Here is a 23,021-nt window from a genome sequence, read left to right on the forward strand (position 1 = left end):
TTCACTCCCCTTCCTTGGAGCCCCATGCGGAGGCCACGAATGATGGATCATGGTCGGTGACGGTCACCGGGGCGTCGATGGCACCCATCGGGTTTCTGGCCGCGGCAAGTTCCGCCATGACCTCGTTGCGGGCGCCCGGCTTTTCGTTCGGATCGACGGAGGTGTCTTCGATGGATCCGACCACTTCGCCCGCGGATTTGCGTGCACGCAGTCGCGGATCGGCGAGATCGTTGAGCGATTCGCCGACGAGGGTGATGCCCAGTACGATCAGCACGATGGCGACGCCGGGGAATACCGCGGTCCACCAGATGCCGGCGGTCACGTCGGATACGGAACGGTTGAGATCATAGCCCCATTCGGCGGCTGCGGTCGGTTCGATGCCGAAGCCAAGGAAGCCCAGACCGGCAAGGGTCAGAATGGCCTCCGATGAGTTCAGGGTCAGGATGACCGGCAGGGTTCGGGTGGAGTTCTTGAACAGGTGCTTGGTCATGATGCGCCAGGTGGAGGCACCGACCACACGTGCGGATTCCACGTATGCGGATTCCTTGATGCGGATCACTTCGGCACGGATGGTACGGAAGTACTGCGGAATATAGACCACGGTGATGGAGATGCCGGAAGCGAAGATGCCGCTCCACAGTCCGGATTGGCCGTGGGAGATCATAATGGCCATCAGAATCGCCAACAGCAGGGACGGGAAGGAGTAGACGGCGTCGGCGATCATCACGAGTACGCGGTCGACCCAGCCGCCGAAATAGCCGGAGACCAGTCCCAGCAGCACACCCGCGAAGATGGACAGCAGCACGGCGATGACGATGGCGATGACCGCAGTGCGGGAACCCCACACCACACGGCTGAACACGTCATAGCCTCCGGCGGTCGTACCCCAGATATGTTCGGATGACGGTGCCGCCTGGGCCGGGAAGGATACGCCGTTGGAGTCCTTCAGCTGAGCGTATCCGTATGGTGCGATCAAGGGTGCGAAGATGGCGACGAGCAGGAAGAAGGCGGTGAGCGCCAGACCGGTAATCAGCATGCCCTTCTGCCAGCCGACGGCTACGCGCAGTTCCTTGATAATCGGAATCTTGGTCCAGAACGGTGCCTGTTTGTTGATTTTGAGCCTGTCCAGACGGTCATCGCCGGGAACGGTGACATTGTTGACGGATGCTTCGGTCATGTCAGTACCTCACTCTCGGGTCGACCAGTGCGGCGATGACGTCGACGATGAAGTTGACGACGGCCACGATGATGGCGATCAGAATCACGATGCCCTGCACCGCCACGAAGTCACGTGCCTTCAGATATTGCGAAAGCATGAAACCGAGGCCCTTCCATTCGAAGGTGGTCTCGGTGAGTACGGCACCGGCGAGCATCAGGGCGATCTGCATGCCCATGACGGTGATGATCGGAATCAGGGCCGGCTTCCATGCATGCTTGTTGAGCAGACGCTTTTCGGAGACGCCGCGGGAGCGGGCGGCCTCGACATAGCCGGAAGTGTAGGTGGAGATCACGTTGGTACGCACCAGGCGGATGAATACGCCCGCCGTCAGCAGTCCCAATGCGAGGGCCGGAAGCACCGCGTGACGCAGTACGTCGACGAGCACGGACATATCGCCCAGCTGAAGTGCGTCGATGATGTAGAAACCGGTTGGCGAGACCAGTCGGGAGAATTCCATTTCGCTGCTCAATGACGAACGGCCGGATGCCGGCAGCACGTTCATCCAGATGGCGAAGATGAGTTTCAGAATCAGGCCCAGGAAGAACACCGGAGTGGCGTAGCACAGAATGGCGAAGGTGCGGATGCCCGCATCGGCCGCACGGTCGCGTTTGCGTGCCGCGATACGGCCCAGGCCGATGCCGACGATGAGCGCCACGATAAGCGCCAGGAACGCGAGTTCGAAGGTGGCGGCGCCGTAACGGGTAAGAATGGTGATGACCTTTTGGTTGTCGGTCAGCGTGGTGCCGAGGTCACCGTGCAGCAGGCCGTTGAGATAATCGATGTACTGTACGACCAATGGACGGTCATAGCCGGCCGCGTGGATGCGCTTTTGCAGTTCCTCCGGCGTCAGGCGGCCGCCTAGGGCGGCGGAAATCGGATCGCCGGTGGCGCGCATGACGAAGAAGACGATGGTAACAAGAATGAATACGGTAGGAATGATCAGCAGGAAGCGGGTAAGCACGAAGCGGAAGAATCCGCTCGAAAGCTTGTTTTTCTTGGCTTTCGGCTGAGCCACGGTTGCGCTTTGCGTCACGTCGGGCTCCTTTTCCTTGATGGATGATGCAGATACAAATTGAGCCCCCGCCCGACTCGAAACGGCCGGGCAGGGGCGGTCAAGTCACATTCAGGACTTGGTCACGGAGGCGTAACGGAAGCGGAAGGAGGCGTCGAGCACGACACCCTTCACGCCCGAACCGGTGACGGCGACCTGGGCACCCTGCAGCAGCGGGATGGTGGAGAGGTCATCGGTCTCGAGCTTCTGGATTTCCTTCAGCGTGTCCTCACGTTCCTTGTCGTCGGTCTGGCCGGCCTGCTTGACGATCAGGTCATTGACTTCCGTGTTGGAGTAGCCGTTGTTCACGAAGTTGCCGTCACGGAAGAACGGAGACAGGTAGTTGTCGGGATCGGAGTAGTCCGGGAACCAGCCAAGCTGGTAGGCCGGGTAGGAACCATCGGAATCCGAGGTGATTACGCGATCCTTGCTGTACTGGGTCCATTCGGTGGACTGCAGGTCGACCTTGAACAGGCCGCCTTCTTCGAGCTGGGCCTTGATGGCGGCATACTCGTCGGCGGAGGACTGGCCGTAGTGGTCCGGGTTGTACTGAAGCTTCAGATCGACCGGGGTCGTGACACCGGCATCCTCGAGAACCTTCTTGGCCTTGTCGGTGCTCGGCTTGCCTTCGCCGTCACCGTAGGCTTCCTTCAGGTTGGAGGAATCGGCGAAGTACTTGACCTGCACGGCGTCGTTCTTTGCCGGGGTCAGGCCATCATAGGAGTCGTTCTTGGCATAGGCCAAGGCTTCGTTCACCTTGTAGGAGGTGAGCTTGTACGGGCCGGCGAAGGCATTGTCCTTGACGATGGTGTCGGCGTCGGTGAGCTTGTCGGCGTCGAAGGACTCCTCATCCACGATCGGACCTGCCGGGCTGGAAAGCACCTGCTTGAGGGTCACGTCGTTCTTGACCTTGGAGTGGAACACCACGGTGGTGTCGTCCTTGGCTTCGACGGAGTCGATGTTGGCGAGCAGGGATGACGGACCGTTCTCGTCGTTGATCTTGTTGATGCGGTCGAAGGAGAACTTGACGTCGGAGGCGGTCAGATCGTGGCCGTTGGCGAACTTCAGGCCGGACTTGAGCTTGACGGTGAATTCGGTGCCGTCGTCGCTCCAGGTGCCGTCATCGGCGGCGATGTCCGGGGACAGCTCGGAGGTGTTGTAGTCCTGGGAATACAGGAACGGGAACACCTGAATCTGCACGGCGTAGGAACCGTTGTCATAGGAGCCGGCCGGATCGAGGCTGGTGATCTTATCGGTGGTACCGATGGTGATGGTGGTGCCGCTTGCCGTGGAACCGCCGTCCTTCACGCCGCCGCAGGCGGCAAGGGATGCGATGGCCGCGACGGAAGCGAGCGCGGCGATGACTTTCTTGCGATTCACTGAGGATTCCTCTCTCTAATCCTTGAATTCCAAAGGCATCTCGTGATTGAAATGGCTTGACTCCTTAGAATTGGCGCCTAATGTTAACCGCACGTTTCGTGTAGGGCAATATCGTCCCGTCTCCTGCATTGTTGGTATCGGAAAACCCTATTTTTTCCCGTTCTTTCCACGATTCATCTTTCCCACGATGCCCGGTCGATTAATGAGACTCATGCGAGCGAGCATGCGTTTCGGCCGAATACACTTGGCGACACGCGGATGATGCGCGGCTTGTACATTGACGTTAACAGCGTTAATATATCAACTAGTTAAACGAGAGAATCCGTGCATCGGCGCAAGGAGGTGTTATGAGCAGCTACAGCATGCAACAATCATCGATCTCCGAAAACAATCGGTCACGCATCCTGCAATATCTGTATCACAATGGCATCTGCTCCCGCGCCCAGATCGCCAAGGCCATTGGACTCACCCCTGCGGCAATCACCAAAATCACGGCAAAACTGCTGTCCCAGGACGTCATCGAAGAGACCGGCGACATGGAGGGTGACAAGAACCGTCGTTCCATCGGCCTGAACCTCAATTGCGCGAAATACCATGTGGTCGGCGTCAAATTCGCCCGCAGTCTGGTGCAGATCGCGGTGTTCGACCTCAAATGCAACAAGATCTCGCTGACCGACCTACCCACCGTCAGCGAAGAGCACATCCCCGACACCGTGGAGCAAATCCGTCGCACCGTCCGGCAACTCATCGCCGACGATCCGCACATCGTCGCCGTGGGTATGGCCGTCCCGGGCCCGTATCTGCGGGACGCCGGCCATACCGCTCTCGTCTCCTCCATGCAAGGCTGGAGGCAGGTCAACTTCATCCACGAATTCAGTGCGGCCTTCGACGTGCCGGTATTCGTGGAGCAGGATGCACGAGCCGGTGCATTGGCGCAATTCCTGTTCAACCCCGAGCTGTCCGAAGGCTCTCTCGCCTATTATCTGCTGGGTGAAGGCATCGGACTGGGGCTGATCGACGACGGTAGAATCTTCTACGGTGCGCACGGCACCGCAACCGAAATCGGGCACGTCTCCGTCGACGTCAACGGCAGGCCCTGCGACTGCGGCAACGTCGGATGTCTGGAGCGCTACTGCTCGGCGGTCGCCATCCACGAGGAGCTCAAGACCGAAGGCGACATCGTGCCCGGCTGCGAATCCATGACCCACGCGCAGGCATGCGCGGCGTTGTTCGCCAAAGCCGACGCGGGCGACGAAGCGGCCAGGCAGCTGGTCAACAAAGCGGCCAGGTACATCGGCTTCGGGTGCGTGACCATCATCAATGCCTTCAATCCAAGCCACATCGTTCTGGGTGACATCGTCTCCCAGGCAGGTCAGCCGCTACTTGACGAGGTCAAGGCCATCGTTTCCGAACACACCATTCCGGAAGTGAGTTCGGAGACCACCATCTCCCTGTCCGCCCTGCCCACCGACGCCACCGTCACCGGAGCCGCCGCCGTGGCCATCACCAATTTTCTGGAACATCCTTCGATGTTCTTCGACGTCGCATAGCACGCCGCCATCTAAAGAAAGGAAAACCATGTCCAAGCCAACCGTCATCTCCCTCGGCGAAATCCTTTGGGATATGCTCCCCACCGGCAAGCGTGCCGGCGGCGCCCCCGTCAACTTCGCCTATCATGCCTCGCAGAATGGCGCGGAAGGCTATGCCATCAGCGCAGTCGGCAACGACGAGCTCGGTGCAGAGCTGATCGCCGACGCCCACAAGGCCGGCATCAACACCTTGGTGCAGACCAACGAATACCCGACCGGCACCGTGGACGTGGCGCTGACCAACGGCATTCCGGAATACACCATCGTCAAGAACGTCGCTTGGGATCACATCAAGCTCACCGACGAACTCATCGACGCCGTTTCCAAGGCCGACGCCGTCTGCTTCGGCACCCTGGGTCTACGCTCCCCCGAGTCCCACGACACCATCATCGAACTGCTCAAGCACACCAAGGAAGGCGCGCTGAAGTTCTTCGACATCAATCTGCGCTCCGACTTCTACTCCAAGGAACTCATCGAAGAGCTGCTTGGCTACGCCACCGTGTTCAAGATCAACGATGACGAGCTGCTGCTCATGCGCGACATGTTCGAGCTTCCCGGAACCACCGACGAGGAAGCGTGCAACTGGTTCATCAAGAACTTCGGTCTGGAGTACATCATTCTGACCGGTGGTGCCACCTTCAGCACCATCATCGCCAAGGACGGCGAAGTCTCCACCCTGCACACCCCGCATGTCGAGGTCGCCGACACCGTCGGCGCAGGCGATTCCTTCTCCGGTTCCTTCACCGGCAAGATCCTCACCGGAGCCCCCCTCAAGGAAGCGCACCGTGCGGCCGTGAACACCTCCGCCTATGTGTGCACCAAGGAAGGCGGCTGGCCTACCTATCCGGCAGAAGGCGTTCCGGACTATCTCGCCGCGGCGGCCAAGTAATCCTTTCCCGGTCTCATCATCATCCACAGGTCCACGGTCATCGAACGATGTCGTGGACCTTGTTGTATTGCGACACCTGCTATGATGAATGCACGTCAATCGATTTACGTATTCAACGAAGAAGTTGCCATGCCACCGACCACCAATGCCATACCCCAATCCGTCTCCATCTTCATGCAACGCATCACCGAACTGTGCGGTACGGAACATGCGGACTGGGCCGAGAATTTCAACACCTGCTTCGCCAACACGCTGACCACCACCGTGCGTCGGCATGACGATGGCACCACGTTCCTTCTGACTGGCGACATCCCGGCCATGTGGCTGCGTGATTCCTCCGCACAGTTCCGCCCCTATCTCGTCATCGCCCAAGACGATCCGGACATGGCCGATCTCATCGCGGGGCTCGTCCGCCAGCAGTTCCGGTTCATCAACATCGACCCGTACGCCAACGCATTCAACGAGACGCCAAGCGGAGCCACTTGGGATCCTGACGATCGGACCGATTCGTTCGGACCTTGGCTATGGGAACGCAAATACGAAGTGGATTCGCTATGCTACCCCATCCAACTCGCATGGCTGCTGTATCGCAATACCGGACTGACCTCGCATTTCGACGAATCGTTCGTCTCCGGCGTGCGTCGCATCCTTGACACCTTCGAGACCGAACAGAATCACGCCGAGTCTCGGTACCGGTTCTTCCGCCCGAACGATGACCCGCGTGATTCCGTGCCGAACGAAGGCCTCGGCGGACCGTTTGCCGTCACTGGTATGACCTGGTCCGGATTCCGTCCCAGCGACGACGCCTGCATCTATCCGTACCTCGTGCCGTCCAACATGTTCGCGGTCGTGGCCATGGGCCATCTTCGGCAGATCTTCACCGACGTGCTCGATGATGCCGAAATCGTACGCCGCGCAGGCAAACTGCAGCACGACATCTCCGACGGCATCGCGCAACATGCCACCATACGCAACGCGGCGGGAGAACGGATCTACGCCTACGAGACGGATGGCCTGGGCAACGCCCTGCTCATGGACGACAGCAACGTACCCAATCTCATCTCGGCCCCATACCTGGGATTCTGCGATGCCGACGACCCGTTGTATCTGGCAACCCGCCGCACCTTGCTCAGCTCCGAGAATCCCTACTATTTCGAAGGACCCTTCGCCCGCGCCATCGGTTCCCCGCATACGCCAACCGGGTATGTCTGGCCAATCGCCATGGCCATGCAAGGCCTGACCAGCAACGACAGGGCTGAGAAGGAACGTCTCCTCGATCAGCTTGTCGCGGCGGACGCCGGCACGCATCTCATGCACGAAAGCTTCGACGTGAGTGATCCGACGCAGTACACCAGACCATGGTTCAGTTGGGCGAACATGATGTTCTGTGAGCTGGTCATGGACTTCTTCGGCATCCGCATCAACACATGAGCCAAGACGTCGGATATCGACGTTCAGGGCGATTGTCGGGAATCGCTCGAAGAAAACTTGCAATTCCCAGCAGACTTATGATATCTTGAAATGTCCGACTGCAAAGTCGGAATGCTTGATAACTCAAGATTGGGGCTGATCGGTTTCGACGGTGACCTGTTCGTCGCAGGGAAGCGTGCCGAGAACGTAGGGTCCGCTCGTGGATGACCCCTACACAAGAATAAGTGCTAAATCTAACCGCACTGAGTTCGCTCTCGCTGCCTGAGCTTCGCGCCAGGATTAACCAGTGAGCAGCTGCTCCGTTCACTCCTTCTCGTCTTTGGGAGGATGCTGAGCGTCGTTGAGAAGACTTGCTTCATCGGCTGAGTCACAGGGCCGGTGAGGGACTTTAACTGCGAATATGCTCGCCATCAGTTGTCTGCGATATCGATGGGGGCAGAAAAACCGCCGCATGGCCAGCAGACTACGCACGTAGAAGACTGAGGGTTCGGTTATCGGACCGGGGTTCGATTCCCCGCAGCTCCACCATTCGAAAGCCGCCGGAAATGGCGGCTTTCTTTGTATTCCCAACGGTTTCCACGTATTTGTCAGCTTGTATGATTCATCGTAAATCACTACGATTTACGGCACTTCATAGTAAAACGTGGGCAAAGCGTGGGCACAACATTCAATCACCAGCCCACGCCGACGTGCCCCATCCCGTAATCCTAGACGATGACGCGTCCGGTCATCCGTATGAGCACAAGGGCGGCTACCGCAACCACAACAGGTACCAGGAGCGATATCACTCGGTTTCCATTGTCCTTCTGGATCTGGAAGGTCATGATGAGGATGGAGGCGAAGCAGACGATGGCGCTGAGCAGATGATACGGAGGGTTTCCAAGCATCTGGATTATGTAGGTGATTCCAAGAAACGCCTGAATGGAGTTGCCCAAACCCAGGATCACACTGCCGAACACGTTTTGCCTGTTGATGTAGTAGGCGATGAATCCGCCGGGCAACGTAAGGAGCGTGGCCGGACCCCAGATGGAGCAGTAGTAGTACAACGCTTGGTCAACGGAAAGGCCGAACACCACCTCGACGATGAAGCAGAGTGGCTGGCTGATAAGAAAGAAAACGAAGATTTTGAGCGCCGACTCCCAGCTTTTCGTGCAGTTGGACGCGATGACGACCGCGAAGATGACCCACCATTCGTAGGAAATCGCGATGTCCTTGAACGATGTTCCCTCCGCGGCCGGGATGGATCCGACGATGCCGGTGTAGGCGCCCGCAACGACCGCGAACAATATCACGGCAAGCCAACCCATCTTGAGGCCTCCAAAAAGTTTCCTCATCCGGAAAAATCCTTTCTCTCCCGCACCTGTTCTCAATACCGCCATTCCTTACGAATACGGCAGTTCCGCAGGGGTGTCAATCGCCAGTGGTTGAGGGGTATATCACCCCTTCGCTACAGGCTACTCCGAACGTATCGCGACACACCATTGATCCGATTTGCATTAACCGCTTAAGTGATTAACATAGTTAATACATCAACTCAGTTATCACGTCATTGCAGACGATACCAAGGAAGGACTTGATCGATGACCTGCGCATACTCCCCCGAAGCCTATGTGTTCGGCTCGAAGGAAAACCATGACCTGCTCGAGGCGGAAACCAATGAACTCCTGCATTTCGGCCATCATTTCCCCGCACCACGGGGCGGCTCCTACTGGCTGGATGACACCGGCAAGCCGGATCTGACCCAGAGCATCCACACGTGGATCACCTGCCGTATGGCTCACGTCTATTCCCTCGGCTTCCTTCATGGCGAACCTGGCGCGGCCGAACTCGTCGACAAGGCGATCGCCGGCCTGCGTGGCCCGCTGCACGATGACGAACACGGCGGCTGGTATCCGTCCATCTCCGCCGACGGCTCCACTCACGAAGCCGGCAAGGTCTGCTACGCCCACGCCTTCGTGATCCTCGCCGCCACTTCAGCCAAGCTCATCGGCCGCCCAAGTGCCGACGAATTGCTCGACGAAGCCCTCGAAACCTACGACAGGCATTTCTGGGATGATGAAATCGGCCTTGCCGTCGACACGTGGAACACCGAATTCACCGAGCTCGACCCGTATCGCGGCATCAACGCCAACATGCATACCACCGAGGCCTTCCTCGCCGTCGCCGACGTGACCGGCAACGAGGAGTACCGTGAACGCGCAGGTCGCATCATCGACCATGTGGTCGGTTGGGCCCGCGAAAACGACTGGCGCATCCCGGAACACTTCACCGCCGACTGGCAGCCGGATCTCGAATGCAACCACGACAAGCCGGACGACCAGTTCAAGCCGTATGGCGCCACTCCGGGCCACGGCATCGAATGGGCCCGTCTGATCACCCAGTACGCGCTGAGTTCCAAGACCCGTTCCGAAGAAGGCAAGCAACAGCTCATCGAAGCCGCCGAAAACCTGTTCGCCCAGGCTCTGGCCGACGCGTGGAACGCCGAGGGCACCATCGGTCTGGCCTACACCACCGACTGGAACGGCAAGCCGGTCGTCACCGACCGCATGCATTGGACGCTCGCCGAATCCGTGAACACCTCCGCTACCCTGGCCACCGTCACCGGCAAGCAGGTGTACAAGGATTGGTACGCAACCTTCTGGCAGTACATCGACGAGTATCTGATCGACCATGAGAACGGCTCCTGGTTCCATCAGCTGAACAAGGACAATCAGGTCATCGGCACCGTGTGGCCGGGCAAGTCCGACCTGTATCATGCCACGCAGTGCACGCTGATTCCGCGTCTCGATCCCGCCGTTTCCGTAGCGCCGGCGCTCAAGGCCAATCCGAACGCCTGACATCCCGATGCTTCTCCTTCCATCCTCCTAACCGAGAGATCCCCTCGACTCCATACGGAATCGAGGGGATCTCTTGTTTGAGGACCGAGCCGGAAACTATTTGATGATGGGTCGCAAGGGCGCGGACACATCAACGTTATGCTTGTCTCCGATTACGTTGGGATCATTGATGATCTTGTCGACGACCGCCTTTTTGAGCTTGAGCTGCGAAGAGTCACCCCACACAATCACCTTGTCTCCATCATTGAGTTCGGTCGTGATGGAATCCTGCGTTTCCGCGGTGACCTTGGTGATGGAGTTGCGCATCGAATCCGGTAGAGAGCTTAGGATTTGCAACGCTTCCTTGATGGAACGATTTTGCAGGCTTTCATTGACGTCGGTCACTTCGATGACCGGAATCCCCTCGACGGACGCCCCGCTGACGGAATTGAGCACACGTCCTCGGCTATCGACGGCCGTCATGGTGCCTTCGGAGGTTTTCAGCATGGCTGCGGGCTTCTGTGCCTTGATGGTCACTTCCAGGGAATTCGGCAGATGCTTGATCGCCTTTGCCGAAGTGACGCCGGGAATGTCCTTGATCGTTGTTTCGACATCGCCGCCGGACACGAGTAGCAGAGATTTGCCGGCCTGCTGACGGGCGATCGACAGCACCTGCTCCTGACTCACCCATTCGTTGGCGCCAACGACACTGATGCCGGAGGATTCCAATCTGAATACGGATGAGAAGAACAGCAACCAGACCAGTGCGACGATAGCCGCAACCGCACCGACGAAAGCGGCCACACGCATGACGATCATTCGGGTGTTGGCCTTGCGCCGTTCCTTCAACCGCGCACTGAAATCGACGACTTTCGGTCGCGTGATCACACCCAGCGCGCCGGAGGTCTCCTCAAGCGTCTTGGCGACCAGATCCTCGCTGCGCAGCGTACGGGCGTCCACGAATCCTCCGGATTCGCAACGTGAACCATCGCTCGAGACGGAGCGCCCCTGCACGGAGCGCCCCTGATGTTGTTGGCTGGAGTCCGATTCCTTGCCCGAACTGATGACCCGGCGCGCCATCAGCGTGCGCAATCCCAACGGTGAGCTTCCAAAGCATGCAGAATCACCGGATCCATCTGCGTGATGTCTCCTGCGCCGACGGTGAAGATGACATCACCATGATGGGCACGCATCACCATCATCTGGGCTGCGGTGCGCATGTCGTCGACGCCGCGGATCCAATCATCGGCGGGCTCATGTTCAAGCTTCACGGCCTCGTTGACGATCGTGTCGGGGCTGACGGTCGGGAAATCCTCCTGCTTTTCACGAGCCGGGAAGATGCCGGTGACGATCACATCATCGGCCTTGGCCAACGCCTCGGCGAATTCACGGGCGAAAAACATGGTACGAGAGAACAGATGCGGCTGGAAGATCACATGGATTCCGGCTTCCGGATAGCGACGGCGGGCGGCATCCAACAACGCCGCGATCTCGGTAGGATGATGTGCGTAATCGTCGATGACGGTCACTTGGTTGACGCTGCCTCGAATCTGGAAACGCCGTGCGGCGCCCAGGAATGACGTCGCCGCGGCTGCGGCACGCTCCACGTCGACGCCAAGCATCACCGCAGCAAGCAGGGCCGCCGTGGCGTTCCTTGCATTATGAATGCCGGGAACGGTGAGGGTGACCGGAACGCGGCGTTCCTCGACATCGACCAGTCCGGCCGGCAGGTGCAGGATGAAATGCTCGGCACCGCTTTGCGTGCTTTCGCTCTCCGATTCGATACGTACGTGAGCGGCGCCGTTCAGATCGCCGAGATCCTCGGATGGCTGAGTGGAATACACCACGACATGCCGTGCCACCTCCGTCTTGAGCGCACGCAGTACAGCCAATGCGCCATCATCGTCGCCGCACATGATCACGGCCTTGCCCGCACACCCCGCATGTTCCACGAACGCCGCACGATACTTGGCCTCCGTGCCGTAATGGTCGAGATGATCGGCCTCCGCATTGGTGATGATGGCGATTTCAGGATGGTATTTGGCGAAGCTGCCATCGGATTCGTCGGCTTCCGCTACGAGCACGCTGCCTTTACCGGCATGGCCACCGTCGAGGGTCGCACCATCCTTGCCCTGAATGGAACCGCCGATGGCATAGCTCGGATCCGCCAACTCGCCTTCGCCTGCGTTGACGAGGATGTGGGCGAGCATGGAACTGGTGGTCGTCTTTCCGTGGGCGCCCGCAACGGTCACGGCGCGCTTCGACTGCATGAGCAACGCAAGGATGTCGCTGCGGTGCACGATGCGTTCGCCGGCCTCGTAGGCCGCCACGATCTCCGGATTATCGGGCTTGATGGCGCTGGAAAACACCACCGTGCGCGCACCCTCGACGTTTTCGGCCCGCTGCCCGAATTCCACGGCAATGCCAAGCCCTTGCAGTCGCTCGGTTTTGGCGCTCGGCTCGCGGTCGGAGCCGTCCACGTGCACGCCCTGCTCATGCAGCATCTCGGCAAGCACGCTCATACCGGCTCCGCCGATGCCGATGAAGTGGGTTTTCCCAAGATCATCCACGCCCTCTCCGGGGCCGAAGGACGCATGGGTTGGATCAAGAATAATGGTACCGGCATCACGCTGGTTGTCAGACACGACTGCTCCTCTTATGCATGTTTTCAAGCTCATTCCATTATGGTCGGACCTCAGGCCAACATGCCCTCGTCCGGTTGGCCGGTCACGCCGTTTGCCGCCCGATGAGCGCCAGCACCCGCTCGGCCATGACCTCGGCCGCATCACGAATGCCATAGTTCCAAGCGTTGCGACCATATTCGGCAAGCGTTTCGGAATCGGCGAGCAGTTGCGGCACATGACGCCTGACCCAATCCACGTTGAATTCACCATCGGCGACCATCAGTCCCCCATGCGCATCCACCACCGGCTGCGCGTTGAAGCGTTGCTCACCATTGCCAATCGGCAGCGGCACATAGATGGCAGGCAGACCCAAAGCCGTCAATTCCGAAACGGTGCCCGCACCGGAACGGCAGATAACCAGATCAGCGCAGGCAAACGCCAGATCGATCCGTTCCAGATACTCGGCGACACGATAGTCACCCTCGCCAACATGATCGGCTCCAAGCTCGCCAAGCACATGCTCCCCCGCGTTCACCGATACCAGGGAGCGCACTTCTTCGCTTTTGCCTTTTCCGGTCAGGTGAATCACCTGCGCATGCCGCAGTAGCTCCTTGGCCGAACCGGCCACCGCACGATTCACGTTCACCGCACCCAAGGAGCCGCCGGTCACCACGACCAGCGGACGTTCCGGATCGATGCCAAGCTGTGCGGCCGCCTCACGCCTGACTGCGACACGATCATGTCCAAGATCTGAAGCGAGCCGTGCGATGGCCGGACGCAACGGCAGTCCCACACGCTCGACGGACACGCCCCTGCGGGGCTTCAGACCGGTATCCGCGTAAGCGGAACCGATCATATCGGCCCACCGTGCGCCCAGTCTGTTGGCCATACCGGCACGCGCATTCTGCTCGTGCATGGCGATCGGAATGCCCATGCTGTGTGCGGCGGCATATACCGGAGCCGATGTGTAGCCGCCGAATCCCACCACGACCTGGGCTTCATGACGGGTGAGGATGTCACGCACCTTTGCGGTCTCACGCCTCCACTGGGCGGGGAATTTCAATGCGGCCATATTGGGCTTGCGCGGAAACGGCACTTTCTCGATCGTTTCCAGCTGGAAACCGGCCTGCGGCACCAGATTATGCTCAAGTCCGACTGCAGTGCCCACGACCGCGATATCCGCATCAGGTTCCAGGGAACGAATCACCTGGGCCACGGCGAGAAGTGGATTGACATGGCCGGCGGTGCCGCCGCCAGCCAGAACGATATGCTTCCGAGTGCTCATAGTGTATGAGCTTAGCCCACGGCACGGCGCTTGACAGCACGGCTCACCCATCGACATGCAGATGATTACAGTATCTACGTTTTGCCGTTCAGGCCTTGGCCGTCTCCGCCTTGATCTGCGGCTGTTCCTTCATCATGCTGACGGCAATGCCCGCGGCACCCAGACACATGATCAGCGACGAACCACCCGCCGAGACGAACGGCATGGGCACGCCCATGACGGGGAACAGACCGATCACGACACCGATGTTGACGATGGCCTGCCCTACGATCCACACGGTGATGCATGCCAGCACCATCGTCACGTACCGGTTCCGTGCCTGCAGTGCCACCACAAGCATGCACCAGCCGAGCACCACGAACAGGAGTATGACTATCGAAGCCCCGATGAACCCTGTCTCCTCACCGATGATGGCGAAAATAAAATCGTTGTGCGCCTCGGGCAGATAACCCCATTTCTCTCCGGAATTGCCGATGCCCACCCCGAGAAGACCGCCCGATGCGATGGCATATTTGCCATGCACCGCCTGATAGCACACGCCTTGCAGGTCGGAGGCCGAACACGTCTGGTATGTAGCCAGGATGCGCCCCATTCGGTTCGGACTGCTCAACACGAGTCCGCCGACGAGCAGCACGCCCGAGGCGCCGATCAAGGCCAGCCATTTGCCGGGAAAATCCCCGAGAATCAATGCGACCGCACCGATGGCAAGCAAAATCATGCAGGTGCCGAGATCCTTGCCGGACATTACCAGCCCCAAGCTCAACAGATATCCTAGGCCCAGCTTCCCATACGCCTTGAGGAAACCCTCCTTGCGAAGCCGTTTACGTGCGCGGATCAGCTCGCAGGGCATCCAGACGCATAATGCCAGCTTGACGATTTCCGCAGGCTGTATGGTGAACACGTTCTTGATGCCGATCCAACCCTTGTTGCCGTTGACCTCCACGCCGAGCGGGGTGAGCGTCAACGCCTGCAACATCATCGCCCCGCACAGCATGATGAAGCTGATCTTGCGATACACCGAGGCGGGAACCATCATCGTCAGCAGGGCGACGGCAAACCCGACCACGCAGAATCCGCCCTGCTTCAGGGCCTGAGCCCACGGTGACAAGCCGTTGGCAATCATGTTCACCGACGAACTCGAGAACACCATGATCACGCCGAACAACGTGAGGATGATCACCGACAGCCGGAATCCATGGAAACACCATAGAGGGTTGAACAGGCTCCGCACCCCGACGAATGCGTGAAAATCCTCAGGCCGTCGCGCCGTCTTATCCTCATTGCGGGATGTGGATCGTGCGGTTCGGGCAACGGCATCGGTCGCCGATGATGATACGATACGGCTCGCTTTAGGCTTCGCCATGCTCGCTCACCCATCGTCGTGCCTCGTCTGCGAACTGGTTACCGCGATCGGCATACGATACGAACTGGTCCATGGATGCGCAAGCCGGAGCCATAAGCACCACATCGCCCGATTCGGCATATGCGCCGGCCGCGTTCACGGCCCTGGCCATGACGGTGGACTTATCCGCCGGATCGATGACGGTCAATGGAATCTGCGGGGCGCTGGCCTTGAAGGCGTCAAGCATCGGCTGCTGGTCCTCGCCGATGATGACGGCCGCCTTGATGGTGTGCGCCTGATCGGCTACAAGCCGTTCGAAACGGCTTCCCTTGGCAAGACCACCGGCGATCCACACCACGGACTTGTCGGCGAAACTGTTCAGCGAGGCCTTGGCCGCATGCGCATTCGTAGCTTTGGAATCATCGACGAAACGAATGATGCCGCCATCGGACTCGTGGGCCGTGGCGACGGTCTGAATCCGATGGCCACCCGGCGTGAACCGCTGCAACGCGGCGATGGCCGTGCCTTTGTCGACGCCCAATCCCAATGCCAGCGCCAGCGCGGTCAGCGCGTCCGCAAGCAGATGCGGATATACCGTGCCATCCGGCTCGGTCAGATGCGTGAAGTCGGCGATTTTGGCCACTTTCACGGGCTGATCCGGTTCGCCGCCGGCAACGCCGCTCATATCGACGATCCAACCGTCGACGATGCCGATCTGGCCCGCCTCCGGCTTATGCAACGTAAATCCGATACGGCGGCAACCCTCCGCCGTTTCGGCCCGTTCGGCCAATTCGGTGACACGAATGTCGTCGGCATTGTAGACCAGTGCCTTGCTGGCACGATGGAACACCTTCGCCTTATCGGCCGCGTAGTTGTCAATGCCTCCATGCCAGTCAAGATGATCATCGGCGATGTTGGTGATGGCCGCACCATCCAATGCGAGCGAATCCGTGAAATGCAGTTGGAAGGAGCTCAATTCAACGCATAGCACGTCATTGGCGGGATCGACCGCGGCATGTGAGACCGCCTTGCCGATGTTACCGACGGCCGGTGCGGTGAGTCCGCAGGCGGTAAGCATCTCGGAGGTCATTTCCGTGGTGGAGGTCTTGCCATTGGTTCCGGTGATGCCGATCCAACGTGCAGGTTCGCCGGTGGAATCGGCGTTCACACGCAGTTGCCATGCCAGCTCCACCTCGCTCATCACGGGGATGCCACGGCGCTGCGCCTCAAGGATGAACGGCGTACGTGGATTGAACACCGGAGAGGTCATCACCAGATCCACGTCGTCCCAATCGATCTGGTCGAAGGAGTGCAGGTCGGCATCGGGCTGCTTTTCATCCACGCCGATGACCTTGCCAGCCCTTGGCTTCAGTACCTGCATCATGCTTCGGCCCGAAATACCCAGACCCGCCACGATCACGGTCTTACCGTTCACATCCATGTCAACCACCCTTATCCATTTTCCAACATGGCACATGCCGTATCGACGTATGCCATCTGCTATTCCCTAAAGACGTCTCAGCTCAGCCATAGACCGGAGCGCGTGACCCAGTCGCCGTAGAACAGCACCAGCGCGATGAGTACGAACAGCAACTCGATCATCCAGAAACGGACCACGACCTTGACTTCCGGCCACCCCTTCAACTCGAAATGGTGATGAATCGGCGCCATCTTGAATACACGCTTATGCGTCATCTTGAAGTATCCGACCTGAATGACGTCGGACATGGCCTCAAGCACGAACAGACCGCCCATGACGACGGCAAGGACCTCGGTATGCGTGGCGACGGACAAGGCCGCGAACAAACCGCCGAGGGCCAGGGATCCGGTATCGCCCATGAAGATGGACGCGGGATTCGAGTTGTACCACAGGAAGCCGAGACAGGCCACGGCCGCGCAGGAGGCGATGATGGTCAGGTCAAGCGGATCGGAAACCGCATAGGTGAAGCCTTCATGCCCGGAACCCTTCAGATGGTAGAACTCCCAGAAGGCCACGACCGCGTAACCGACGAAGGCGATCATCGACGAGCCGGCGGCCAGACCGTCCAGACCATCCGTCAGATTGACGGCGTTCGTCCATGCGGTCATGAGGAAGTTCACCCAAATCACGAACAGCACGATGGCCACCACACGACCGGCGAACTCAAAGCTGAAAAACGGGCTTTCGATGAAGCTGACGCCCGCCTGCGCGCTCGGGAAGCCGGACTTGGTGGGCAGAATCAGCGCAAGCACCGCGTAGACGGTGGCAAGAATGAACTGGCCGATGAACTTGCCCCGCACGGTCAGGCCCTCGCTCTGCTGCTTACTCACCTTGGCGAAGTCATCGATGAATCCGAGCATGCCCATCGACAGCATGGCGAACAGCACCAACACCGCCGACCAGGACGGCATCTCGTTCTGATGAAGGAAGCGGTACAATGCCGACGCGCCCCATCCCAACACGATGGCCAGGTTGATGACCACACCGCCCAATGTCGGCGTGCCGCGCTTGACCAGATGCGACTGCGGTCCGTCCTGACGAATGTACTGTCCGTAATTGAGCTTATGCACTAGGCGTATCAGCAGCGGGGTGCCCACAATCGTCACGACCAGTGACACCAAGATTCCAATGATGAGCGAAATCACCTGATGCTCTCCGTTCCAGTCAAGTAGCCGATGGCTAATACCAGTTTCTGCATATCGTTCTATTCCGCGGCGAATGGCTGCCAACGTTCCGCCAGAGCGCTCAGCCCCGAGGCGTGAGATCCCTTGAGCAACACCACTGTACCCGCATGCTCGGTCGCCAGCCGGGACACCAGTGCGTCCGCCTGATCGATGTCATGGGCCCAATCCACCGCACAACGCACATCACCGACCTGCTTTCCACCCTGCGCCATGGCTTCGGCCAAGGCGTCAAGCGCATCGTCACCACGGCTGCCGACGGCGATCAGCGCGTTGACGCCGCCCTGCACGGCATATGATCCCACCTGCTCGTGCAACGCACGCTCATCGGGACCGAGCTCAAGCATGGCACCCAGCACCGCAATGCGGAACGGCTGTCGCTCATCGTTGGCATGCCAGCGAATCAGACCATCCAAGCCGGCTTTCATGGAATCAGGATTGGCGTTGAAGGAGTCATCGATCAGCGTAAACCTCGCCTCCGGCTTGACAATGGCGGACACGGCCATGCGGTGCGGGCTGATGCGCTTGACATCCGCCAATCCAGCGGCGATCCTGTCCAGAGGCATACCCAGCCTATGCACCACGGTGGCGGCGGCAAGAGCATTCATCACATTATGCATTCCGCAAATCCCCAGATTGACCTTGGCACACTCGCCCTCGGCATCCCTGAGTTCGAAAGACGGGTGATCAAGCTCATCACAACGTACGTTCTCGGCGGCGACCATGCGATCGGGAGTCCGCCGCTGCGGCAGACCGAACCACAGCACCTCACCCGGAGCGATGCCACTCATGGCCGCGACATGCTCGTCATTGGCATTCAAAACGGTCACGCCGCCCGGCACCAAGCCCTTGACGATTTCGGATTTCGCCTGCGCAATGCGCTCCGCCGAGCCGAATTCCCCCAGATGCGCCACGCCGACCTTCAGCACCACGGCAATGTCCGGAGGCACCAGACTCGTAAGATTGGCAATCTCGCCCACGTGGTTGGCACCCATCTCCGCCACGAGAAAACGCGTGCCCGCATTGACCTTCAACGCAGTCAACGGCAAACCGATCTCATTGTTGAACGAACCGACCGGAGCCACCGTCTCACCCATGGCCGACAGCAACGATGCCATCAGATCCTTAGTGGTGGTCTTGCCCACGGAACCGGTGATGCCGATCACGGTAAACGGCGAACCTATCGCACGACGGCGTTCCAGATTATGCTTAGCCAACTCACCCAGCGCGCGAACCGTATCGTCAACCACAATCTGCGGCACGCCCGCATCGGCCACCTCATGATCGACCAACGCTGCAACGGCCCCCTGTGCACCGACCTTCGACACGAAGTCGTGACCGTCCACGCGCTCGCCGGCGATGGCCACGAACACCGAGCCTTCACGGACCTGACGGGAATCGCTGCATGCGCTGGTCGCCATGGCCCCGTTCGACGAGATCCCCTCCGCTGTCACCAGCCGTCCATGGACGGCCTGCTCGATTTCGGCAAGGCCCATCGGCATCATGGTCGGGTTGCTGTTCACTGGTTCGTCTCCTCTTATTCGTTCCGATTTCGTTCGGTTGTGGTCAGTTCAGGTCCCTTGACACGCGTAGCGCGCTCTTGATGTTCGCTTTACGTACGCCGGCCGCCAGAACCATGGCGATCGACAGCGACAACGCCCTGCCATCGACCTGCTCGTATGCCATCGCGGCCTGCGATGCCAGCAGATCGGACTCCTGCGTACGCGCGGCCACATGCGTCTGCTTGCCGATCGCACCACCGAAGCCCGCCACGTCCCGCGACAGTTGCGCTTCGCTGACTCTGGCATCATCGACACCAAGTACGTCGATGCTGACCGACTGCAACGCCTGCTTACGCAACGTCCGCTCGTCCAACGCGAGAATCACTGCGGCGGCACCGTCTTCGGCGCATACCGCCAAGGTACGCTGCACATCCAAGATGGACAACGGATAGTGCAAATCGAGGAATCGTTCCAGGGATTGCGAGTTGGCGGCGCTGATCACGCCCACGGGGTTGCCGAGCATATGCAGGAAATCGGCGAGATCCTTCACATCGGCCTCGACCGACTCCCTATCGCTGCCTATGATGGCGAATACGGCCAGGACATCGGACGGCGCCCCCGCGATATCACAGGCCAGTTTGCCCAATTGCTGAGCCGTCGGTTCGGCGTAGATCAGGGGAATCTGAAGATCTTGGATCTCACCGCGCATCGCATGCGGCACGATTGCGCCGTATGCCCCCAGTTGCTGCGCCTGCACCAGCTGCCGAACGTCAACATCGGCACCCGGCACGAACAACGCGCCGGGACGTATCGAGTCGATATCGTCCGCAAGCGAGGTCACCGTCACTTCGGAGGCGAATGACGGGTCAAGGTCAAAACCGTATTGGCTGGCAAGATGCCCCAAAGTCATTCGCCGGTTCATGGATTCGCTTACCGCGCTCATTGCTGACGTCTCCCTGCCTTTCTTCGGCCGCCAATCACCAATTCACTGCAATAGCATCAGTGCGCGGACTGGAGGCCGGCACCTCATATTTCTGCATAAGGAATTCACCGATTTCCGCGGTCAGCGGGCCGGCGGTCAGGCCGCCGAAGCTTCCCTGCGGGTCCTTGAGCACCACTGTAATCACGTACCGTGGATTATCGGCGGGAATGATCGCGGAATAATCGCTGATGATCGACGACAACCTGCCGTCGGAACCGGCGACTTCGGCCGTACCCGACTTGGCCGCCATACGATATCCGTCGACCTTCACGAACGAGGAGTAGTGATCGGCCGCGGATTCCATGGCGTTCATCATCTGAGACGCCACTTGTTCGTCAAGCACGCGGGTGGCCTCCCCCTTCGCCTGCTTTTCCTGTGTATGCCCTTCGGCATCCGAAACCGACTTGATGATGCGCTGCGGTTTCTTCACTCCCTTGTTTGCGATCACCGCCACGGCATTCGTGATCTGCATGACGTTCACCGTATAGCCTTGGCCGAACAGCACCGTGTTGCGCGTTCGTTGATCCCATTCGTTCGCCGGATGCAGCACGCCGGACGACTCGCCGGGCAAACCCAGACCGGTATCCTGACCGATGCCGAATTTGCTGATGAACTCGTAGCGCTGCTCATTGCTCATCTTGTCACCGGCCATGACCATGCCCACGTTGGATGATTGTTCGAGAATGCCTGCGAGGGTCCAATGCTCGGCGCCATGCGTAGTGGCATCCTTGTAGGTCTGACCGTCCACCGTGTAGTTGTCGGGAACGGTGAACTTATCGGTCATCTGATGCAACCCGAGCTGCAGCATGCCCGACATGGCGAACACCTTGCCGATCGACCCCGGTTCAAAGGTCTCGCTGACGGCCCTCGACACACCGAGCTTGGCCTGATCACCGCCTGCCTGAACCTCATCGCTGTCGGCAAGCGCCAGGATATCGCCGGTCTCGATGTCCTGAACCATGGCGACTCCCCAAGCGGACTGGTATTTCTCCCGGCCCTCCTTGAGCACCTTTTCGACGTACCACTGCACGTCATGGTCGATGGTGAGGGTGATGTCCGAACCATTGACGGCATCCTGGGATTCGGTCATGGTCCCCGGAATCTCGACACCGCTGTTGCCCCGCTGGTAGACCTGGTAGCCATCCTTGCCGGTGAGCGTCTTGTTTTCCATCTGTTCGATGCCGGCCACACCCTCGCCGTCATCGTTGACCCCACCCAGCAACGCGCCCATCAGGGTGCCGTTGGAATAGATGCGCTCGTTGCTCAGTTCGGCATAGACGATACCGCCCAGATTCAGTTTGCTGATCTTACGCTTGACCGCAGGCGTCACGTCCTTTTTCAATACGGCATACTGGCCGGTTCCCGACAATTGGGCTCCGAGTTCGGTCGCGTCCATGCCGAGCACCGGCGCCAGCAGACGTGCCACGGCGGCTGCACCCGTGGCGCCGACCGGTTTGCCATCGATCTGATGGCAGTTGTCACCGGTCTGTTTCGTGCAGGTGGTCGGTATGAAGGCCTGCGCCTCCTCGGGATTTCCGATAATGGTGTAGCGTTCCACGCTCTGCGCCAGAATCGACCCGTTGGTGTCAAGGATCTTGCCACGCCGAGCCTTCAGCGTCACCGTGATGGTGCGGCTTTGCGCGGCGGCCTGTGCCATGTCCTTGCCGTTGACCAATTGCACATTGGTCAGCTGGATCAGGCATGCGCAGGCCAAAACCGCCAATATGACGCCGATGGCCATGGTCTTCGTCAACAGGTTCCTGTGGAATATCGCGTAGACGCGTCTGACGAACTTCACTGAGCGTCGTCCCCGCTCGCCTTGTATCCGTTGAGATCGATGGTCAATGCCCCTTTCTGCGGCACCATGCCCATCTGCTCCGCCTTGTCCGGCAGGGATGCTTCAAGCTCGTCGAGCTTGGCCTGGTCGTCTTCGACGTCTTGGGAGAGGCGCGTGATGTTCGTTTCAATCTGATTGGCTTCAAAGGAGTTCTGCACCATCTGGGTGCGCAATGTCAATGATCCCAGCAGGCATACCACCAGGAACACCACGGCGACGACCAGATGTAGCAACGGGGTTCTGCGCGTGCGCGTCCAGGTGAGGAGTTGTTCGAAACCGCGCCTGACGCGCGATTCATCCGTACGATTCCCCTTGATGACGTGCAATTCGGGACGGGTGGTGCCCGCGATCTCGCTTTTGTTCCTGCGACCTGCAGGCGCTGCATTCGATGAGATGGTACGTGGTGCCTCCAT

Annotated in this window: 18 protein-coding genes and 1 other RNA gene; 5 read left to right on the plus strand and 14 right to left on the minus strand. The window is 59.5% G+C overall.

The genetic code is table 11. The features are described 5' to 3' along the window. Window position 1 precedes the first annotated feature (1 nt). From BBDE_RS07370 to BBDE_RS07380, 3 genes are all read right to left on the minus strand, one after another. Window positions 2–1,177 carry an ABC transporter permease gene (locus tag BBDE_RS07370; RefSeq protein WP_003839460.1) on the minus strand — a complete coding sequence of 392 codons (1,176 nt, stop codon included), beginning with the start codon at window positions 1,175–1,177 and terminating at the stop codon, window positions 2–4. A gap of 1 nt (window position 1,178) precedes the next feature. Continuing rightward, on the minus strand, window positions 1,179–2,252 hold the full coding sequence (locus BBDE_RS07375) for an ABC transporter permease (RefSeq protein WP_003839458.1): 1,074 nt from the start codon (window positions 2,250–2,252) through the stop codon (window positions 1,179–1,181). A gap of 90 nt (window positions 2,253–2,342) precedes the next feature. Next, window positions 2,343–3,650 carry an ABC transporter substrate-binding protein gene (locus BBDE_RS07380; protein ID WP_012902318.1) on the minus strand — a complete coding sequence of 436 codons (1,308 nt, stop codon included), beginning with the start codon at window positions 3,648–3,650 and terminating at the stop codon, window positions 2,343–2,345. A gap of 347 nt (window positions 3,651–3,997) precedes the next feature. Between BBDE_RS07380 and BBDE_RS07385 the strand changes: the two genes are divergently transcribed. The 4 genes from BBDE_RS07385 (at window position 3,998) to ssrA (ending at window position 8,087) form a co-directional block, all read left to right on the plus strand. Beyond that, window positions 3,998–5,200: an ROK family transcriptional regulator gene (locus BBDE_RS07385; protein ID WP_003839451.1), complete on the plus strand. Its 1,203-nt coding sequence runs from the start codon at window positions 3,998–4,000 to the stop codon at window positions 5,198–5,200. A 28-nt stretch (window positions 5,201–5,228) separates the two neighbouring features. Further along, a complete protein-coding gene (locus BBDE_RS07390; protein ID WP_003839450.1) occupies window positions 5,229–6,128 on the plus strand; it encodes a carbohydrate kinase family protein in 900 nt (299 codons plus the stop codon). Window positions 6,129–6,257: 129 nt separating this feature from the next. After that, the gene (locus BBDE_RS07395) at window positions 6,258–7,559 is read left to right on the plus strand and encodes a glycoside hydrolase family 125 protein (protein WP_012902319.1); all 1,302 of its coding nucleotides are present in this window, start codon (window positions 6,258–6,260) and stop codon (window positions 7,557–7,559) included. Between the two features lie 131 nt (window positions 7,560–7,690). Further along, window positions 7,691–8,087, plus strand: a transfer-messenger RNA (tmRNA) gene (gene ssrA, locus BBDE_RS10920). A gap of 179 nt (window positions 8,088–8,266) precedes the next feature. Here the strand turns inward: ssrA and BBDE_RS07400 are convergent. Continuing rightward, window positions 8,267–8,893 carry a hypothetical protein gene (locus BBDE_RS07400; protein WP_228369687.1) on the minus strand — a complete coding sequence of 209 codons (627 nt, stop codon included), beginning with the start codon at window positions 8,891–8,893 and terminating at the stop codon, window positions 8,267–8,269. 246 nt (window positions 8,894–9,139) lie between these two features. On the opposite strand from BBDE_RS07400, the gene BBDE_RS07405 reads away from it, so the two are divergent. Continuing rightward, on the plus strand, window positions 9,140–10,396 hold the full coding sequence (locus tag BBDE_RS07405; RefSeq protein WP_003839447.1) for an AGE family epimerase/isomerase: 1,257 nt from the start codon (window positions 9,140–9,142) through the stop codon (window positions 10,394–10,396). Window positions 10,397–10,492: 96 nt separating this feature from the next. Here BBDE_RS07405 and BBDE_RS07410 read toward each other — a convergent pair whose 3' ends face one another. From BBDE_RS07410 to BBDE_RS07455, 10 genes are all read right to left on the minus strand, one after another. Further along, complete coding sequence (locus BBDE_RS07410) at window positions 10,493–11,455, minus strand: cell division protein FtsQ/DivIB (RefSeq protein WP_003839445.1); 963 nt, start codon at window positions 11,453–11,455, stop codon at window positions 10,493–10,495. Then, on the minus strand, window positions 11,455–13,020 hold the full coding sequence (gene murC / locus BBDE_RS07415; protein ID WP_012902321.1) for a UDP-N-acetylmuramate--L-alanine ligase: 1,566 nt from the start codon (window positions 13,018–13,020) through the stop codon (window positions 11,455–11,457). The genes BBDE_RS07410 and murC overlap by 1 nt, the downstream gene beginning before the upstream one ends. An 82-nt stretch (window positions 13,021–13,102) precedes the next feature. Continuing rightward, the gene (locus BBDE_RS07420; RefSeq protein ID WP_003839441.1) at window positions 13,103–14,284 is read right to left on the minus strand and encodes a UDP-N-acetylglucosamine--N-acetylmuramyl-(pentapeptide) pyrophosphoryl-undecaprenol N-acetylglucosamine transferase; all 1,182 of its coding nucleotides are present in this window, start codon (window positions 14,282–14,284) and stop codon (window positions 13,103–13,105) included. A gap of 88 nt (window positions 14,285–14,372) precedes the next feature. Next, the gene (locus BBDE_RS07425) at window positions 14,373–15,647 is read right to left on the minus strand and encodes a peptidoglycan glycosyltransferase FtsW (protein WP_003839439.1); all 1,275 of its coding nucleotides are present in this window, start codon (window positions 15,645–15,647) and stop codon (window positions 14,373–14,375) included. Next, window positions 15,634–17,067 (minus strand): UDP-N-acetylmuramoyl-L-alanine--D-glutamate ligase, encoded by a 1,434-nt coding sequence (murD, locus tag BBDE_RS07430; RefSeq protein WP_033489049.1) that lies wholly within the window; start codon window positions 17,065–17,067, stop codon window positions 15,634–15,636. The genes BBDE_RS07425 and murD overlap by 14 nt, the downstream gene beginning before the upstream one ends. Before the next feature lie 77 nt (window positions 17,068–17,144). Continuing rightward, the gene (mraY, locus tag BBDE_RS07435; RefSeq protein WP_003839436.1) at window positions 17,145–18,251 is read right to left on the minus strand and encodes a phospho-N-acetylmuramoyl-pentapeptide-transferase; all 1,107 of its coding nucleotides are present in this window, start codon (window positions 18,249–18,251) and stop codon (window positions 17,145–17,147) included. A 59-nt stretch (window positions 18,252–18,310) separates the two neighbouring features. Beyond that, window positions 18,311–19,792, minus strand: coding sequence for a UDP-N-acetylmuramoyl-tripeptide--D-alanyl-D-alanine ligase (locus BBDE_RS07440; RefSeq protein WP_003839434.1), 1,482 nt, complete (start codon window positions 19,790–19,792; stop codon window positions 18,311–18,313). A 61-nt stretch (window positions 19,793–19,853) separates the two neighbouring features. Further along, entirely contained in the window at window positions 19,854–20,732 is an 879-nt protein-coding gene (locus BBDE_RS07445) for a hypothetical protein (RefSeq protein WP_003839432.1), read from the minus strand. Window positions 20,733–20,766: 34 nt separating this feature from the next. Further along, window positions 20,767–22,512, minus strand: a complete 1,746-nt coding sequence (locus tag BBDE_RS07450; RefSeq protein ID WP_204311389.1) for a peptidoglycan D,D-transpeptidase FtsI family protein — start codon at window positions 22,510–22,512, stop codon at window positions 20,767–20,769. A gap of 53 nt (window positions 22,513–22,565) precedes the next feature. Continuing rightward, window positions 22,566–23,021, minus strand: coding sequence for a hypothetical protein (locus BBDE_RS07455; protein WP_003839428.1), 456 nt, complete (start codon window positions 23,019–23,021; stop codon window positions 22,566–22,568).

The sequence above is a fragment of the Bifidobacterium dentium JCM 1195 = DSM 20436 genome, assembly GCF_001042595.1.
In the GTDB taxonomy this organism is placed as follows: Bacteria; Actinomycetota; Actinomycetes; order Actinomycetales; family Bifidobacteriaceae; genus Bifidobacterium; species Bifidobacterium dentium.